The organism is Paenibacillus hebaui, assembly GCF_051934385.1.
Lineage (GTDB): Bacteria > Bacillota > Bacilli > Paenibacillales > Paenibacillaceae > Paenibacillus.
Genome location: NZ_CP196836.1, coordinates 564,706 through 582,731, shown reverse-complemented (window position 1 = coordinate 582,731; position 18,026 = coordinate 564,706). Strand labels below are relative to the sequence as shown.

Genomic DNA, 18,026 nt, shown 5'->3' with positions numbered 1-18,026 from the left:
GAAATGATCTCTCCTAGCCTAGGTCAAATTGTTCAATTCCAACAGAATATCGTCCAGGCCTTCGGTAGTTAACTTAGTGGCGCTAAAATCACTTAGTGTATGCTCTTGTTCCTTCTGCGCCATGCAATGAGAGATGATAGAGATCAGATATGCCTGATAGCGGTTTAGAATAGTTTCAATTTTGGACGAATCATAGCTGTGCCTGCAGTATCCTATACTCAGATGAAGTTGCCCCGCAAGCACGATGCAGTTCACTTCCAGCACATAATTAATCGGTGTAGAAGGGCTGAACAGCTCTCCAAGTGGAACACTAGAGCTGCCAAATCCGTGCCCCCCCTCTTGATCAAATACACCCAGATAATTAAAGCTGATTGAAGGCTTCAGTTTGAATGACATCGCTTCCTTATGCTGGGCGGCTGTTAAATACTTCAGAATGCCGTAGCCTACACCTTTGTTAGGAATGCCACGCATCATTTCCTTGATGGATTTCACAGCCTCCCCTAACTCGCTAGATTGGAGATAAAATACAGCTGGAAAAATGGATGTAAACCAACCAAGCGTCCGCCCCAGATTACTGCCATCGATAATGGATTCCCGGCCATGACCTTCCAGACTGACAGCGATCCGCTCCTCACCGCTCCATTCACGGATGGCCAACATTAGAGCAGCAAGCAGAAGGTGTACAGGCTCCGACCGATAAGGTCGATTTGTTTCTGTTAGCAGCAATTCTGTATGTTCATGTGTTAACGTCATATTCGCCTCAAGCGCATCACGGCGCATATAGGGGAGCATTGGTTTCAGGTCTACGGGGAGCGGATTAACAGCTTGGCAATCTACTTCATTCCAGTACAGCGCTTCTTTGCGCATCGCTTTGCTGTTTGCATAATCTTGAAGTTCCCTGCTCCAAGCCTGATACGACATCGTCTTCAAAGGAAACCGAATGGGCTCGCATCGTAATGCTTGTCTATAACCATTCTCCAAATCTTCAAGTAAAACTCTCCAAGAAACGCCGTCGATAATTAGATGGTGAACAATAATAAGCAAATAATCTCCCTGACTCGTCTGAAATATTGCTGGGATTACAAGTGGGCCGTTCTCCAGGTCTATGCTGCGCTGAAGCCGATTAGCTTCCGTTTCTATTTCCTCCAAAAAACGTGTAGATGATCGGTAGTCGTACTTATAAACCGGGCATTCTACCCCAACTCCCCTCACCACTTGCACTATCGACTGTCCATCCTGTAAAAAAGCCATTCTGAGCGCATCATGATGAATAAGCAGTGCCGCAAAGACCTCTCTGACTGCCTCAAATAACCAGCCCTCCGAACGAAACAGCATCATCGCTTGATTCCAATGATGGGCATCAGGAATCTGCTGCTCCAAAAACCAGTGCTGAATTGGGAGAAATGGAACCTCGCCCTCTACGACTCCCTGTTCAATCTGCGTTGCATCCGCCTTCAAATGAGGGGCAAGTTCAGCAATAGTGGAATAACGTAACAGATCGCTTACTTCCATCCGCAGTTGTCTTTGATGTACTCGTGCTGATACCTGAATAGCTTTGATAGAATCGCCGCCAAGCTCTATAAAACGGTCGTGAATACCGACTTGTTCCACCTGCAGCACCTGCTGCCAGATTTCAGCAAGCGCCCGCTCCACTTCATTCGTCGGCGCTACGTAGTCCGCTTCCACTTGTCTGCCCATGTCGGGCTCCGGCAGTGCTTTCTTGTCCACTTTGCCGTTAGGTGTAAGCGGTATTTGCTTCACCTCCATAAAGGAGGACGGCACCATATAGTCCGGCAGCCTGCTGCGAATATGCTCCCGCAGCTCATGCGCCGTCCATTCCCGCCGGGGTACTACGTAGGCGCACAGGATGCTTCGTCCCTCCCCGTCCGTATAGGCTACTACGGTCGATTCGCTTACCGCTCCATGCTCCAGCAGCACTCGTGCTACTTCCCCCGGTTCAATCCGGTGGCCCCGGATTTTCACCTGATCGTCTATTCGTCCGATATATTCTATCGTCCCATCAGGCAACCAGCAGGCCAAATCTCCGGTTCGGTACATTCGTTCTCCTTGCGCATATGGGTTGGGTACGAACTTCTCCAGCGTCAGTTCTTCCTTCCCCCAATACCCTCGGGCTAGGCCGTCTCCTCCGATGCACAGTTCTCCCGGCACCCTGATCGGCTGCAGCTTTCCTTGTCCATTCACAATATAGATTTTTTTGTTCGCAATCGGCCTGCCAATCGGCGGCTTCTCCATCTCCTCCGTGCAGACCCCCACCGTGCTGCCTACTGTTGCCTCTGTTGGTCCATACGCATTCAGGAAGGTTCGGCCTCGTCCCCACATCCGAACCAAATCCGGTGAGCACGCTTCCCCTGCCGTAATAATCGTTGTTAAATCCGGAAGTTCCTCATAGGGTAGTGCGCGCAGAACGGATGGCGGGAAAACCACTGAGGCAATTTGATTCGCCTTCAGCCATGCCGTAAAGCCCGCTCCGCTCAGCAACAGCTCTTTCCTTGCCATGTATAAAGTGGCTCCGTTCAACAGCGTTGGGAAGATTTCGCCTACCGATGAATCGAAGCTGAAGGACGAGAACTGCAGCACATGACTCTCTGGCACAATACCATATGTCGGGGCAATGAGACAGAAGTTGCTAACTCCCCGATGTTCTATCATTACTCCTTTGGGCTGACCTGTAGAGCCTGACGTGTAGATCATATAGGCCAAATCCTCCGCCCCATTTACTTGCACGGGGTTGCTTCGCTCCTCTTCCTTCCACTCTCCTTCATCCAGTGGAATGACCCTTCCTCTATAGGCTACTGGCGGCTTCAACCCTTGCTGCACGAGCATATATGCCGATCCGCTGTCCTCCAGCATGTAGGCAATTCGCTCCTCGGGATAGGAGGGATCAAGCGGCACGTACGCCCCCCCTGCCTTCAACACACCAAACACACCAATGACCATCGCCACCGAGCGATCAGCCAGAATACCTACAAAAGTCTCTCGCCCTACTCCACAGGACCGCAGATAATGCGCGAATTGATTGGCTCGCTCATTGAGCTCTTTATAGGTCAGCTCTGTGTCCTCAAACACCAGCGCTTTCCTTCCAGGATGCTCGCTTGCCCGCCGCTCGAATTGCTGCTGCAGCGTGTCCTCCCTGAAGTAGCTTTGATCCGTCCGATTAAACTCCTCCAGCAATTGCTTCTTTTCTTCTTCCGTGACCAGTTCAATCTCTCCCAGACATATCTCTTGCTGCCCACTGATTTGCTTTAAAACATGCTCAAAATGCCGACACATCCGCTCAATTGTTGTCTTTTTGTATAGAACCGTATTATATTCAACCGTAAACTGCAGCGCCTCTCCATCCAATGCTTCCCATGTCATATCGAACAGGGATGCAGTCCAGCTAATTGGATAGGGGCTTGTATCGAGATTCGGTAATTCAATAGTAAACAGATCAAAATTTTGCATGGCAAACATGGTATCAAATATCGGATTGCGATCTGGATTCCGATGGTAACCAAGGCGACCGATAATCTCTTCAAGCGGGAAGTCGCCATGCTCGTAACCATCAAGCACGCTCGTTTTTACATCCTGCAAAAATTGTGTGAATGAGAGTTCCTTGCTCGTTCTCCCACGCATGACTAACGTATTGACGAACATTCCACAAACGCTCTCAAACTCGATGCGTGGTCTCCTCATTACAGGGGCTCCAACGATAATATCTTCTTGTCCAGTATAGCGGGACAACATGATCTGATAACAAGCAAGCAGCAGCATGTATAGTGTAGCGCCTTCTTCTGAGGCGAGTTGTTTCAACCTAACCGTCAGATCTGGGCTGATCTTGAAAAGAAGCTTGTCCCCTTTGAATTGCTGAATGGAAGGTCGAGGGTAATCTGTGGCAAGCTCAAGTACGGTAAGCTCTCGATCAAGTTGCCCGAGCCAGTATTCCTCCTGATTACGCCATCTTTTTTGTCCTCTACTCTTGCTCTCCCAGATCGCATAATCCTTATATTGCACGGCTGGGAGACTCAGATGCTTACCTTGATAGAGCAGGCTCAACTCCTCATTCAGAATATGTTGAGTCGTGCCGTCACCTATGATGTGATGCATGTCAGTAATCAGAATATGACGCTCCATCAACTCATTAGGTGTATTGAGCAGCCGGATCAGCCCAACTCGGAATAACGGTGCTTCTCCAAGATCGAATGGAGCAATAAATAGCTGAATCAGTCTGTCTGCTTCCTTTTCATCCTCTGCATCCCAACAGATTAATGGCAGTTCTGTGAGGTCATGCACTTTTTGGACAAGCTGTCCGTCTATAAAATGGAATGAAGTGTGCAGACTCTCATGCCTCATCAGCAATGCATTAATCGCTTTTTGCAGGGTTTCCTTATCAAGTTGTCCTGTTATTTCCGTCGCCGCTGGCAGATGATAAGCTGCGCCAACATTCTGTGTCTGCTCAATGGCATACAACCTTGTCTGCATAGATGAAGCAGGGTAATGAGGCTGTTCTCCTACCGCCTTGAGCAACGTAGGTACAGTATAGTTTAAACAGCCGATATGTAGAGCCATGGCTTCAACTGTCGGCAACTCAAATAAGACTCTAAACGAAATTTCTACACCAAATTCCTGCTGCAACCGAGTAAGCAGCATGGACGCTTTCAAAGAATCGCCGCCAAGCTCTATAAAACGGTCGTGAATACCGACTTGTTCCACCTGCAGCACCTGCTGCCAGATTTCAGCAAGCGCCCGCTCCACTTCATTCGTCGGCGCTACGTAGTCCGCTTCCACTTGTCTGCCCATGTCGGGCTCCGGCAGTGCTTTCTTGTCCACTTTGCCGTTAGGTGTAAGCGGTATTTGCTTCACCTCCATAAAGGAGGACGGCACCATATAGTCCGGCAGCCTGCTGCGAATATGCTCCCGCAGCTCATGCGCCGTCCATTCCCGCCGGGGTACTACGTAGGCGCACAGGATGCTTCGTCCCTCCCCGTCCGTATAGGCTACTACGGTCGATTCGCTTACCGCTCCATGCTCCAGCAGCACTCGTGCTACTTCCCCCGGTTCAATCCGGTGGCCCCGGATTTTCACCTGATCGTCTATTCGTCCGATATATTCTATCGTCCCATCAGGCAACCAGCAGGCCAAATCTCCGGTTCGGTACATTCGTTCTCCTTGCGCATATGGGTTGGGTACGAACTTCTCCAGCGTCAGTTCTTCCTTCCCCCAATACCCTCGGGCTAGGCCGTCTCCTCCGATGCACAGTTCTCCCGGCACCCTGATCGGCTGCAGCTTTCCTTGTCCATTCACAATATAGATTTTTTTGTTCGCAATCGGCCTGCCAATCGGCGGCTTCTCCATCTCCTCCGTGCAGACCCCCACCGTGCTGCCTACTGTTGCCTCTGTTGGTCCATACGCATTCAGGAAGGTTCGGCCTCGTCCCCACATCCGAACCAAATCCGGTGAGCACGCTTCCCCTGCCGTAATAATCGTTGTTAAATCCGGAAGTTCCTCATAGGGTAGTGCGCGCAGAACGGATGGCGGGAAAACCACTGAGGCAATTTGATTCGCCTTCAGCCATGCCGTAAAGCCCGCTCCGCTCAGCAACAGCTCTTTCCTTGCCATGTATAAAGTGGCTCCGTTCAACAGCGTTGGGAAGATTTCGCCTACCGATGAATCGAAGCTGAAGGACGAGAACTGCAGCACATGACTCTCTGGCACAATACCATATGTCGGGGCAATGAGACAGAAGTTGCTAACTCCCCGATGTTCTATCATTACTCCTTTGGGCTGACCTGTAGAGCCTGACGTGTAGATCATATAGGCCAAATCCTCCGCCCCATTTACTTGCACGGGGTTGCTTCGCTCCTCTTCCTTCCACTCTCCTTCATCCAGTGGAATGACCCTTCCTCTATAGGCTACTGGCGGCTTCAACCCTTGCTGCACGAGCATATATGCCGATCCGCTGTCCTCCAGCATGTAGGCAATTCGCTCCTCGGGATAGGAGGGATCAAGCGGCACGTACGCCCCCCCTGCCTTCAACACACCAAACACACCAATGACCATCGCCACCGAGCGATCAGCCAGAATACCTACAAAAGTCTCTCGCCCTACTCCACAGGACCGCAGATAATGCGCGAATTGATTGGCTCGCTCATTGAGCTCTTTATAGGTCAGCTCTGTGTCCTCAAACACCAGCGCTTTCCTTCCAGGATGCTCGCTTGCCCGCCGCTCGAATTGCTGCTGCAGCGTGTCCTCCCTGAAGTAGCTTTGATCCGTCCGATTAAACTCCTCCAGCAATTGCTTCTTTTCTTCTTCCGTGACCAGTTCAATCTCTCCCAGACATATTTCTTGCTGCTCACTGATCTGTTCAACTATCGCTATAAAGTGATGCATCATACGGGTAATAAATTCAGCTTGAAATCGCGCTTTCTTGAATATCATCATGAGCTGCCCGCTATGCTCATTCATTCTAAATACAAAATCATAATGATCGCTGACGACTTCATCATCAAATATAACCACATGATCAAAGCGTGTAGACCAATGCTCCTCCACGGAGCGCTCTCCCTCCTGAGAGCCTATACTTTCCAAGGCAGCAAGATACGCTGTATTGGTATGTATGATAAGATCAGCCACCCTATGCTCCGAGTTAACGGTAACTGCTATCGGTAGGATGTTTCCATTCAATGATGTGCCGAACAGCACCTCGTCAACATGGTTATAGGCGCTTAACAATATTCCCCATGCAGCAAGCAATACAGACGAAGGCTCCGTGTAGAGTTGATTAGCCGCAGCTTGCAGACGCGTGATAACAACGAATTCCAAATCTCCACGACAACTTTTAAATACGCCCGGAGTATGTGATTCTGAGGTGAATACTGGAATTTGTGTCGCTTCCCAATGAACTTCCTTAAGCATCTTTTGCTCCTTTCTGTTCCCTTGTATCATCCTGTCCTCCTGTTTGCTGCAAGCGACTAACGCTCAGTGATTTTCATCATAATCGGATGTTGATTGTTTAAAGTTGTTAACGTAACCGGAGCTGCCTCACAATCCCCAATACTTGTGAAATTATATCGCTGACCGATTGCTGCCATAATCATCACCAACATATTGAGTGAAAGACCTTTGCCAATACAGATACGATTGCCTATTCCAAATGGAAAAAATGCGTATTTATCCAATTCTTTCAGAAAAGTGTCAGAAAAACGCTCAGGAATAAACTGTTCTGGCTGAGAAAAAAAATGAGGGTGACGATGCATCACATATTGGCTGAACATCACAACAGCATTTTCAGGAATCACAGTGTCACCCAAAGTTATACTTTCTTTTACAACACGTCCTATCTGATACGACGGTGGATAAAGTCGAAGTGACTCCAGAATGATATGGTTGGTATATGCCAAATCAGTTACATCCTCAATTCCAGGTGCTCTACCCCCAAGAACCTGATCAAGTTCCTCCTGCATGCGCAGCTGCACCTCGGGATGGCGTGTCAGGAGATGCAGTGTCCAGGTCAAAGCAGTTGCGGTTGCTTCGTATCCAGCCAAAAATAAGGTGCCCACATTATTTCTTATTTCCACGTTTGCTTCCTCAATGCTGTCATCAGACTTCCTGGCTTGGACTAGCATATTCAAAAGGTCGTTGTAGTGCTCAGGCCTCTCCCTCCTCTCCCTGATTTCCTCAAAGATTACAGTATCCAGACAGGTAATAAGCCTCTCAGCTTCTTCATCCTCCTGCTCTGTCAACGGGCGCTGCGTCATAAAGATTGCAAGCAGGCTGTTCAAGGTCTGACTTACAAGTTCCAATTGCTCGGCTCTCCCTTGATCTCCGAGGATGTTCCGGCCAATGATCCGAATTGTCAATTCCAGCATGGCTTCAAACACATTAACAGATTGGCCGGTTTCCCAACTCGAAACGTACTGCTGAACCTCATCCCTGATACTATCTGACAAAGACTCAAGTTGTTTCTTTTGGAAGACGGGGCTCATCCAACGCCGTTGATTTCTGTGCTCTTCTCCGTTACTAACAAAGACGGAGTTGCCAATGAATCGCTCAAGTATCTTATTGCCATGCGGAACCTTAATAAGTTTTGATGCATTCTGTATGAGGAGCTCTCCAATCAGCTCCGTATTCAATATGTAGTACATCTCACCAAAATGTTCACTTTTCACCTGCACCAAATCATAAGAAAGATGGTTTTGCAGTATCTGTTGAAAGAGGGCTACAAAATTTCCATTCATTTCAATCTCCGATAAATCAAGCTGGCTTATTCTCAACTTAGACAGCGATTTCATGTACACTTTCCCCCAATTCTTATTCAGGTAAATTCAGACACGATGCCCATTTCTTTAACTTCTTATTGCAAAGCATAAATTATTAGTGTACTATTCAAGTAGTTCAATAATACACAGCAAGGCTACTTTCTCACTCCTCTCTATGGCTTTTTATTTTAATTTAAGACAAAGGAGTCGATTAGCTTGATGATTACAAATCAGATTACAAAATGGATATTTATTTTGTGTGCGGCTACATTGGTGATTAATGGATTTCTCTACTGGGGTTTCCAAAAGAATGAACTTCTTTATGGAATCTATGGTGCACTTGGACTTAGCACAGTTACAGGGGTTTATTTACTTTTAAATCTAATAAAGAAATAGAAGTAATTTTATTTTAAGGATTTTATTCCCTTATCGTACTCATGCTAACATCTTTTATAATATTTTGGCAATATTTTTAAAAAGTTTTTTATTTGAAAGTGAAATCACTGTGAACAACAGGGGAATCATTAACACGATTTCGGGTAACACCATGTTTTTATTTCAACATTAATAGTTTCGGGGTGAATTATGTCAAGCATTCCTGTACTACAACTGAAGCGTTTAATGAAAAAGTCACAAGACCGCACTATCGTAGATGACCTTTCGCTTGACATTTACCCCGGTGAGGTGTTCGGACTCCTCGGACCGAACGGTGCAGGCAAAACAACTACGATACGAATGATCGTCGGATTATCGACTTATAGCACAGGCGAGATCATTATTCGGGGATTTAATCTGAAAAAGCAATTTGTCTCAGCAATTTCGCACGTCGGGGCAGTGATAGAGAATCCTGAATTCTATAAATTTCTTTCCGGTTATAAAAATCTGAAACTATTTGCACGCTTACACCACAGGGTGGATGATGCACGGATTATGGAAATCGTTAGAATGACTGGATTGGAGCAGCGCATTCATGAAAAGGTGGAAACCTACTCACTAGGTATGAAACAAAGACTTGGATTGGCTCAGGCGCTTTTACATTCCCCATCTGTTCTTATTCTGGACGAACCAACCAATGGATTGGACCCGGAAGGAATTCGAGAACTAAGAGATTACCTTACATATCTTGCGCATGAGCAAGGAATTGCTGTCTTCCTGTCTTCCCATATCCTCGCTGAAATGGAGTTGCTCTGTGACCGTGTCGGAATTGTACAGCATGGCAAACTGCTAGAGGTTGTAAAACTCAAGGAGTTAAGAGATGAATCAACAGTGGTTCAATCGCTGGAGGAAAAATTTCTAGAGTTGACCCGAGGAAATCAGATATGATCGTTATCTCGGCGATACGTAATGAAGTAACTAAGCTTGCAGGACAGCGATCCACATGGATTATCTATTCCTGTACCCTTCTTATCATGATCTCTACCGCTATTCTGCAGCACATCGCAGGAAAGATCGAAATATCCTCATACTGGGATTACGCCGTCTCGTTGTCTCAAACCAGTATTCAGCTCTACTCTTTATTTGCTGTTCTGTTATCCATTCAATTGATTCAGGTGGAGCTTTCAACGGGTTCAATCCGTTTACTCCTCGTTCATCCCTGCACTCGATCAAAGATTTGGTTTGCAAAATTTATAGCAGCACTTCTGTTTTCCCTTGGTGGTTATGCAGCCATCGTGATGCTTGCACCACTACTTGCATTACTCCTGTCCAGTTCCGAAGGAATTGCAAAGTTCGATCAAATGATCCGCTTCTTTACTGTCTCTGCCTCCAGATTACCAGATTATCCAATAGCAATTGCTAGTGCGTTCACAATGATCATGCTAACCAGAAATATGGGGTTTGCCCTCATATTCAGCCTGATTGTTACGATAACAAGTGCTAACATTTTACTTTTTATAAGCGAATTTAGCAGCTGGATGGCTGCCGGATTCTGGCTGATTTTCTTAGCAGTCATCACCATACCAGGGTGGAAGGATTTTATAAGGCAGGAGTTTTAATTCATTATATCTGTGAGGAGTATATACCCATGCGCGCTGTTCCAAAATATACGAAGCGTAACCGGATATACATTGTACTAATTGTCATTCTCTTAATAAGCGGGGGAGTTATCTTCAACAATTTGTTTACCAATAAAATAAACAAAGTAGTCAAGGCTTCAGCCACGGGAATACAGCATCTACTGATCTATAGCCCCATGGTGGAGGTACGTCTCCATCATTCAAGCAATCGTTCAGAGATACAGGCAGAATTATCCGGCATAGCGCCTGCCATGAGCGATTTTGATTTGATTTTGGAAACACGAGATAAAACCATTGAATTGCGAACGGTCGGAAATAATAACGGATTGGCTGTCCTCAGTACGAGCACCCAGGTTTTTGTTGATGTATATCTGCCCGATATTCGTTATGAAACGATTACTCTATCCACTCAATTCAGCAGCATCTTCAGCGACTACAGCATACGTGCACGCCAACTTAACTTCACCAGTACATTAGGCGGCCTTTCACTCCACAGCTTCGAAGGTGAACAGTTGCATGGCCGCACTACGCTTGGTTCTCTGCGAATAGAGCAGCTGGATGGTAAAGCTGCGTTGCAAACTAGTGCCGGCTCGATCGTCATTGATCGCTGGAATAACTCACTGACTGACAGCTTCATTCATTCCGACAGGGGGAATATATATATAGGAATGTCTGACCCAGAAGACATAAATCCGCTGTACATCAACCTGCGTTCCAACGGGAGGGTCCAAACCAATCTGGAATACTCCTCGACCGCCCCCCCCGGTGACTGGAGAACGATTGGTATGAATAAAATCTCGGGACATATCGGTAGACCGGGCAAAGCCTTATCCGAAGTATCCGTTAGCAGCAATACCGGACGCATTACACTATTAAATCTAAAGCAGTCGAATCTGTAAGAGGAGTTGTTCAATCCGAATGCACTATTGGTCTGCAATAAAAAATGAACATATCAAGCTGTATAGTAAACGTTCTACATGGATTACGCTCGGCATCGCATTTGCCTCCACACTGATCATACTGCTATTGTTTCAGTTAAGCGGACGACCCTCCATGAGCAGAGCGGAACGAATTCAGTTTTTTATACAAACCGAGAATCAGATAATATATCTTCTATTAATCACTGCGGTATCACAAAGCGTTTGCGGCGAACTTTCCTCAGGTACGGCTAGGATGCTCTTTATCCACCCACTCTCCCGAGTGCTTGTCATACTCTCCAAATTGGCGACATCTTTGATCTATGCCGCCAATCTATTTCTGATGAGTATGATGTCCTGTATCGTTATTGCATATCTGGTGCCAGCAACTATGGAACTTACAATGGATGATCTTTTGGAAATCATGTTTGTAACAAGTGTAAAGCTTGTCTCTATTCTGCTGTATACTTGTTTGTTTTTTTCCATCTCATTGCTTGCTAGAAACATGACCATCTCCATTGTAGTCGGAATTATATTTATGAGTTCTATTCAAGCCCTACCAAGCATGATGATATTCCCTGAAACTAGCTTCCTTATGTCATTTGTAATGTGGCTCTCACTTTGCATTGTCTTATTCATTGGCGCTGTAATTCACTTCTCCACAAGCGATATACCTTAATATATCTGCGCTGTCGTTGCTAGGTTCGACATGGATCAAGCACCTGCTTCATCCATGTGCAGTTTACGTTGGGCACTCGAAAGCTCCCTAGAAAGTGATTGATTCTCTTGTTGAAGCTCTTTCTTAATTTCCTGCTGGGTTTACGTCCAGTTCTTCAGGGCCTGGTTTACCCCGGGCTGCATGGGTTCCCTTTGAAATCGTGTAAGACCACGGTACACTTCAGCTTGGACCTGATACACTTCACTATTGTCATAAATGATCATCCGATCCGCTAGCGCATCGCTCTTGGCAAGTTCTCCATGGAGGTAGCGCCAGCGGATATCCTCTTCCGGGATATGATGGCCACCCTGAGCGACACGCTGCGCCACCCGATTGATATGTAAGTCTACTGAATTCAATCCAACATAGTACATATTGATGCTAAAACCTGCAGCTTTGGCCATCTCCATTTGTCTGAGAACGTTCTGGCCACCAAGCGTGGTCTCAATAGAAAAGTCAACGCCTTGTTTGATGCAATCGCGTACCTGTTTCACCGCTTCCCGTTCGGCTGCAAAGTTAGCTTGATTCTCAGGCAAATGTTTCATCGTTTTTGCGATCGCGTCCGCATCGATAACTTTGACATTCGGGTTCTAATGCTGCAAAATGCTGGTCAACTGGGACTTCCGATCCCCATTGGTTCCAGCAAAAACAGTCATAGACGGACTACTTTCCGGCGTAGTCCACTTCTTTAAATCCTCAATCATAACTCACCTCGGTCATATGTCCATCAGCATATTTCCGGATCACTTTACCATCCTTCGAAAAAGAGACAAATGTATTGGAATCTTTGGCATTATGAGCTGCGTTCTCCGCTGCTTGCTTTCCGATTCCCTCTAATTGTTTGATATCCAAAGGTTTCATCTCGTCACTTCTCTTCACTTAAGTATCAACGGGGATTCTTGCCTACAATTAAACCACAAGCCGGACACTCGTTCCCATGTATTGAGGGGAATTGCGCATCCGGCATGCGGACTCTTTCTGCTTCTTCAACCCAAAGCGGCCTTCTTGGATCAGCTTTTTACGGATCGTACTGAACCCGATGCCTTTCCATGGGTGATTCACATATTCTTCGGTTTCGCACCACTTATCCAGTTTATCCGGATGATACTCCCCTAGTGTTTCAATTTCTCGGATAGATGCAAACGGGCAATCCGCACAAGCGCAACGCTTCACGAAATGATAAACAAAAAAGCGATTAACCGTTTACCCCATGATTGAGCGTTCCAATTGTATTAGGTGGAACGGGAACAATGATAGACGGTTTGTAATATGAAGTGCTACACCTACTGGAAATAAATAAAAAAGGCCCCTGGCCGAATTCGTGTAGTATGAAAGTTCTCACACAAGGAGAATCCACCATGGGTTACACACATCTTAGCATAATCGAACGTAGCAAGCTAGAAATCCTCCATCAGCAAGGTCATGGTTCACGAGCCATTGCAAAAGAGCTGGGTAGGCATCCGTCAACGATTTGCCGTAATTGAAGCCCGCCGGTTCATCGCAATCCTATCATGCAGAACAAGCCCAGAATGCTTACCAGGAGCGCTGTAAAGTCTCCGTTTCTCTTGGGGAATGGTCCAGTGAACTGAGTCACAATGACAGCAGCAGCTACGGTTGCCCACTCCTGTGGCAGTGCAAGTGCCAGCGGCAGAACGACGAGTGAATTCCATGTTGCTGAACTGAAAATGAGTGCCCTCCCTGCGCCTACATTCAATCGAAATAGAATAGCAATCGTTCGTGATACAAGGGGCATAATCACCATAAATGCAACGTAGATCGGAACGGGCAGCCAGGCCGTTACATTCATCACCCGCTCTCCAGTTACTTTTCCTCTCGAAAAGACCTGTGTCATGATAGCCAGCAGGAGCGGAATAACGATCAGGAACAGGAAAGCCTCCACGAACGGCCCTATCCGCATCACCTGTGCCACCTTCTCCCCCACCAACAACCACAAATAAACCGGCAACAATATCATCTGTATGACAAACAGGATAGGCGTTGCAGCAAGTATTAGCTTCTCATTGCCCCGACCAAGCTGAGTAAAAACAATAACGTAATCAATGCAGGGAGTTAATAGTACCAGATAAACTCCAATTAGAACGGCAGGGGATTGTGGAAAAAGTAGTGTTAACAACCATACAACCACAGGTACAACGATAAAATTAGCTACCAGCAGAGCACCCATAAATCTCAGGTTAGACCCGGATTCTTTTAGCTGTAAAAAAGGAATCTGTGCAAACATGCTATATAGTAGAATCGCAAGCACCGGAGATACTGTATCGTGCAGAGCTGTTCCCCAATCAGAGTTCCCCAGGCCAATGGCTAACCCTAGGAATAGCGCAGCTACATAAAACCAGGTCTGCTGTTTCTCCATCGTTTCTCTCGTAATCAATCCTCATCCTCCTCTATTAGACATATTCCTGCTTCATTCAGCGTACATTGGGACAGAGTACGAAACAGTGAGCGGCAGACCATAGGAAATCGGAAGACCATCCTGTGAATTTTTTTGCGGCTGCTTATTAGAATGTGGGAGAACTGGGTATATTCATTATAGACTGACCCGTGGTTCATTCATTTTCGTTAACCCAAGGAGGAAACACAATGTCACGTAATAATCCGTACAAGTGGTTAAACGCCATTGGTTTTATCGCTGTTATTGTTGTGAATTACCTTTCCAACGCTCTGCCAATCGGAGGCAGAACCAACAAGGAAGTATCGGATATGTACCCTGTGCTACTCACACCTGCGGGATACGCCTTCTCCATATGGGGTCTGATTTATCTGCTGCTCGCAGGTTTTGTGATCTATCAGTTTGTTCCTGCTTCGTGGAAAAGGGACTCCATTACCCGTCTCGGTTATTGGTTTCTGGCAAGCTGTGCCTTCAATGTAGCGTGGATCTTCGCATTTCAAAATCTCAAGATCGGTCTCGCCTTACTCATCATCGTACTGCTTCTACTGTCACTAATCATGCTCTATGTAAAAACACGTGCGATTACCCCACCAACCACTGCGGAAATCTGGCTTGTGAAGCTGCCTTTCAGCATTTATCTGGGATGGGTTAGCGTAGCAACCATTATCAATGCAGCTGTTCTATTATACAAAATCGGCTGGGATGGCTTCGGAATCAGTGAGCCCACCTGGACTATCATTATGTTAATTGTAGGACTGGTGCTGGCTGTACTGGTAAGCTTCCCTTATCGAGACAGCATCTACCCCCTGGTCTTTACATGGGCATACATTGCCATTGCGCTCAAACAGAAAGACATCGTTTCTGTATATTATACGGCAATCATCATTGCGATCGTACTGGCGATCTATGCGGTATGGCTGTTCTTCGCACGCAATCAGGATCGGGATTAAGCGAACTCTAGCGCACTCTAATTATCATAAACTCAAAAAGCCGATTTCAGTCATCAGACCAGAAATCGGCTTTTATGTACTTTGATATGAATCCAAGATCATCCTATTTCAGGGCAATGACCTCAATCTCTACAAGGGCATCCTTCGGCAGACGAGCGACTTCAACCGCACTGCGTGCCGGATAAGGTTGTTCAAAGAAGGTACTATACACTTCGTTAACAGGAACAAAATCGTTCATGTCTTTCAGGAAAACCGTCGTTTTTACTATTTTATCCATACTCGTACCTGCTGCTTCAAGAATTGCTTTTACATTGCTCAAAGACAAACGAGTCTGCTCCTGTACATCTGCGCCGAATTCTCCCGTTTGAGGGTTCAGACCAAGCTGACCAGAAGTATAGATGAAATTGCCTGCATCGACTGCCTGGCTGTATGGACCGATGGCGCCTGGCGCCTGATCGGTAGAAATTGGTTTTTTCATGGACGAGTTCTCCTTCATGTTCGCTCGCTATCCTGCCGCCGCATGGAGACAGGCCTCGAACTCTTTTTTTGAAGCTTATTATACCACGGATCCCGTCCAGGCACGAAACGTCACTTGTTAACCGCTTTCAAACTGGAAGATCAGAAGTCATTAGGACTCATCCAATCCCAGTGCATGAATGACGTCATTGGAATACACATGATTCCCCTTTGTTCGAACAAGTGCAATGTTAATCATGGCCCGGGCTATGGTTGAGGCGTGAATCGCCCGGTATTTATCCACTCGACCTTTCATCCAGCGATCCAGAAACTTCATGGTACGAGCCGCCAACTGCTCACCCAACCGTTTCTCTTTGCGATCTCCGAGAATTAACGAAGGACGGAACACATGCAATGAACGAAAACCGACTGCTGACAATGCCTCTTCCATCTCTCCCTTGGTTCGGCTGTAGAACACACGAGACCCGGCAGCTGCTCCCATGGAAGAAATCACAAGCATCTGGGATACCCCTTGCTCCTTGGCAAGCTTAGCTGCCTGTACAGGGTAGTGGTAATCCACTTGACGAAAATTCTCCTGACTGCCTGCTTTCTTAATGGTTGTACCCAAGCAGCAATACAGATCGTCGATCCCACGAAACAGATGCCCCTGGTCCTCAAGATGCTCCCAGTCCACTACGTGTTGCTCCAGCTTGGGATGCTCCAGTTCCAGCGGCCGCCTAACCAGCACAAGAATTCGGCTATATGCCGGATTCTGAAGCAGGCTGCGAACGAGTAGGTCGCCCACAAGCCCAGTGGCTCCAATCACAATGGCTTTCCGTTCGAGACTATTCAAGTACATCCCTCCACTTCGCCAACCTTTATCTAACAGCCTATTACATTATTCGATTTTAATCGCTCCGAGTACAGATTGGAAGTTGCTCTCTGGAGGTACACCAAATGCTCATTTCAGCAATACACGACGGCCCAGTGTAAACGTAAGTACCAGCATCGCTGCACCAACAACCACCTGAAATCCATAGCTGGATATCCATGTCATCGCATCCGGCAAGGTGTCCATCCTTTCATACAACCAACCGCCAATAAGTGGTCCAAGAAACGAAGTTACCCCTGTCAGAGCCGAATACACAGCAACAAACATCGGTCTTTCACTTTTGGGTGTATCTCCGATCGTAAAGTTGAAGGCTAACTGGTTGAATCCGCCTACACCGATTCCGAGGAAGATATGAGATAAAAAAAGCGCTATCAAAACAGGCATAAACGACATCAATCCCCACGACAAACAGGAGAGTGCAATGATCGGCAATGTCCAGAATAATAAGGTTTTGTTGCTGAATCTCGCGTTTAGATTACCCCAGATATAGAATCCGGCCATCATGACGAGAGTCTGCACTACTGTAATAAGCGATACCATCTGATAATTAATATGAAGCAGATCGAGCATTACGTAAGAAAAGAGCGGAACAATCAACGTCTGGATCAGTAACCAGATAGCCAAAAACAGGGCAGCCTTCAGGAAGGAACGATCCTGAAACGGCTTTTTGAACATCAGCCAGAAAACCTTCTCGGTAGAACGCTCGAAAGGCACATCCGGGTAAAAGAAATAGATCACTGTATTGGCGATCGCGCAGATCCATACCGGAATAAACAGAATCAAAAAGCCCATTTCCCCAGGGAAACGGTCTAGAATGATACCTCCCACGAATAAGCATACGCTTCCAAGCGCATTCAGAATTGTGTTCCGAATTCCGAAATAACGTCCTCTTACCTTGGCAGGTACGATGTCTCCAATCAATGAAGTCCAGATCATACCACCAATCGTATTGGCTATAAAAGCAACCGTATACACTCCGATATAAATGCCTACCCACCACTCCTTCGGAAATAGAAACGGGATCAGTCCCGTTGCACTCCACAGGATGCGATGTGTTCCCACGAACAACAGCAGCATGCGTTTGCGGCTGCGAATCCGCTGCATCCAGTAAGCTGCTCCAATCTGGGCGATGTTTACAAACGTTGTAATGGCTAACACAAAACCAATATGTCTTGACCCGGCCCCAAGGTACAGCAGAAATCCGGTTAAAAACGGGCCTCCCAGCAAAGTCTGCAAAATGATGGCTGGTATGCCCTCCCATGTTGCAATCGATAAATTTCTGCGTTGTGTCGAACCCTTGCGTCGTGGTTTGCCTGCAAACGAGGGAGGGTTAACGTTGACCATCTTCTGTATGAGGATACACTCCTTAGACCGGGTTTCCAGTGCCGGCCGATGCTAGTTGTCATCCCA

The 18,026-nt window shown here is 46.7% G+C and carries 14 protein-coding genes and 1 pseudogene; 7 read left to right on the top strand and 8 right to left on the bottom strand.

What is annotated here, in order from left to right:
* Positions 1–18: 18 nt before the first annotated feature.
* Complete coding sequence (locus ACR32F_RS02670; RefSeq protein ID WP_440115893.1) at positions 19–6,945, bottom strand: amino acid adenylation domain-containing protein; 6,927 nt, start codon at positions 6,943–6,945, stop codon at positions 19–21.
* Positions 6,946–6,971: 26 nt separating this feature from the next.
* Positions 6,972–8,291 (bottom strand): cytochrome P450, encoded by a 1,320-nt coding sequence (locus ACR32F_RS02665; RefSeq protein ID WP_440115891.1) that lies wholly within the window; start codon positions 8,289–8,291, stop codon positions 6,972–6,974.
* 183 nt (positions 8,292–8,474) lie between these two features.
* Between ACR32F_RS02665 and ACR32F_RS02660 the strand changes: the two genes are divergently transcribed.
* The 5 genes from ACR32F_RS02660 to ACR32F_RS02640 all read left to right on the top strand — a co-directional run bounded on the left by ACR32F_RS02660 (position 8,475) and on the right by ACR32F_RS02640 (position 11,869).
* Positions 8,475–8,654, top strand: coding sequence for a hypothetical protein (locus ACR32F_RS02660; protein ID WP_440115889.1), 180 nt, complete (start codon positions 8,475–8,477; stop codon positions 8,652–8,654).
* 189 nt (positions 8,655–8,843) lie between these two features.
* Positions 8,844–9,581 (top strand): ABC transporter ATP-binding protein, encoded by a 738-nt coding sequence (locus ACR32F_RS02655; protein WP_440115887.1) that lies wholly within the window; start codon positions 8,844–8,846, stop codon positions 9,579–9,581.
* On the top strand, positions 9,578–10,252 hold the full coding sequence (locus ACR32F_RS02650; protein ID WP_440115885.1) for an ABC transporter permease: 675 nt from the start codon (positions 9,578–9,580) through the stop codon (positions 10,250–10,252). The genes ACR32F_RS02655 and ACR32F_RS02650 overlap by 4 nt, the downstream gene beginning before the upstream one ends.
* 29 nt (positions 10,253–10,281) lie before the next feature.
* Positions 10,282–11,172, top strand: coding sequence for a DUF4097 family beta strand repeat-containing protein (locus ACR32F_RS02645; protein ID WP_440115883.1), 891 nt, complete (start codon positions 10,282–10,284; stop codon positions 11,170–11,172).
* A 19-nt stretch (positions 11,173–11,191) separates the two neighbouring features.
* Complete coding sequence (locus ACR32F_RS02640) at positions 11,192–11,869, top strand: ABC transporter permease (RefSeq protein WP_440115881.1); 678 nt, start codon at positions 11,192–11,194, stop codon at positions 11,867–11,869.
* Between the two features lie 140 nt (positions 11,870–12,009).
* On the opposite strand, the gene ACR32F_RS02635 is transcribed toward ACR32F_RS02640, so the two are convergent.
* Complete coding sequence (locus tag ACR32F_RS02635) at positions 12,010–12,453, bottom strand: zeta toxin family protein (RefSeq protein ID WP_440115879.1); 444 nt, start codon at positions 12,451–12,453, stop codon at positions 12,010–12,012.
* Positions 12,454–12,604: 151 nt separating this feature from the next.
* Positions 12,605–12,769, bottom strand: a complete 165-nt coding sequence (locus ACR32F_RS02630) for a hypothetical protein (protein ID WP_440115877.1) — start codon at positions 12,767–12,769, stop codon at positions 12,605–12,607.
* Between the two features lie 497 nt (positions 12,770–13,266).
* Here ACR32F_RS02630 and ACR32F_RS02625 point away from each other — a divergent pair.
* A pseudogene (locus tag ACR32F_RS02625) lies at positions 13,267–13,499 on the top strand (helix-turn-helix domain-containing protein); the annotation flags it as partial.
* Here ACR32F_RS02625 and ACR32F_RS02620 read toward each other — a convergent pair.
* On the bottom strand, positions 13,404–14,282 hold the full coding sequence (locus tag ACR32F_RS02620) for an arsenic resistance protein (protein WP_440119659.1): 879 nt from the start codon (positions 14,280–14,282) through the stop codon (positions 13,404–13,406). The pseudogene ACR32F_RS02625 and the gene ACR32F_RS02620 overlap by 96 nt on opposite strands.
* A 227-nt stretch (positions 14,283–14,509) precedes the next feature.
* Between ACR32F_RS02620 and ACR32F_RS02615 the strand changes: the two genes are divergently transcribed.
* Complete coding sequence (locus tag ACR32F_RS02615) at positions 14,510–15,268, top strand: tryptophan-rich sensory protein (protein ID WP_440115875.1); 759 nt, start codon at positions 14,510–14,512, stop codon at positions 15,266–15,268.
* 103 nt (positions 15,269–15,371) lie between these two features.
* Here ACR32F_RS02615 and ACR32F_RS02610 read toward each other — a convergent pair whose 3' ends face one another.
* From ACR32F_RS02610 to ACR32F_RS02600, 3 genes are all read right to left on the bottom strand, one after another.
* Positions 15,372–15,746 carry a RidA family protein gene (locus ACR32F_RS02610; RefSeq protein ID WP_440115873.1) on the bottom strand — a complete coding sequence of 125 codons (375 nt, stop codon included), beginning with the start codon at positions 15,744–15,746 and terminating at the stop codon, positions 15,372–15,374.
* Positions 15,747–15,896: 150 nt separating this feature from the next.
* Positions 15,897–16,577, bottom strand: coding sequence for an oxidoreductase (locus ACR32F_RS02605; protein WP_440115871.1), 681 nt, complete (start codon positions 16,575–16,577; stop codon positions 15,897–15,899).
* A gap of 108 nt (positions 16,578–16,685) precedes the next feature.
* Complete coding sequence (locus tag ACR32F_RS02600) at positions 16,686–17,960, bottom strand: MFS transporter (RefSeq protein WP_440115869.1); 1,275 nt, start codon at positions 17,958–17,960, stop codon at positions 16,686–16,688.
* Positions 17,961–18,026 lie beyond the last annotated feature (66 nt).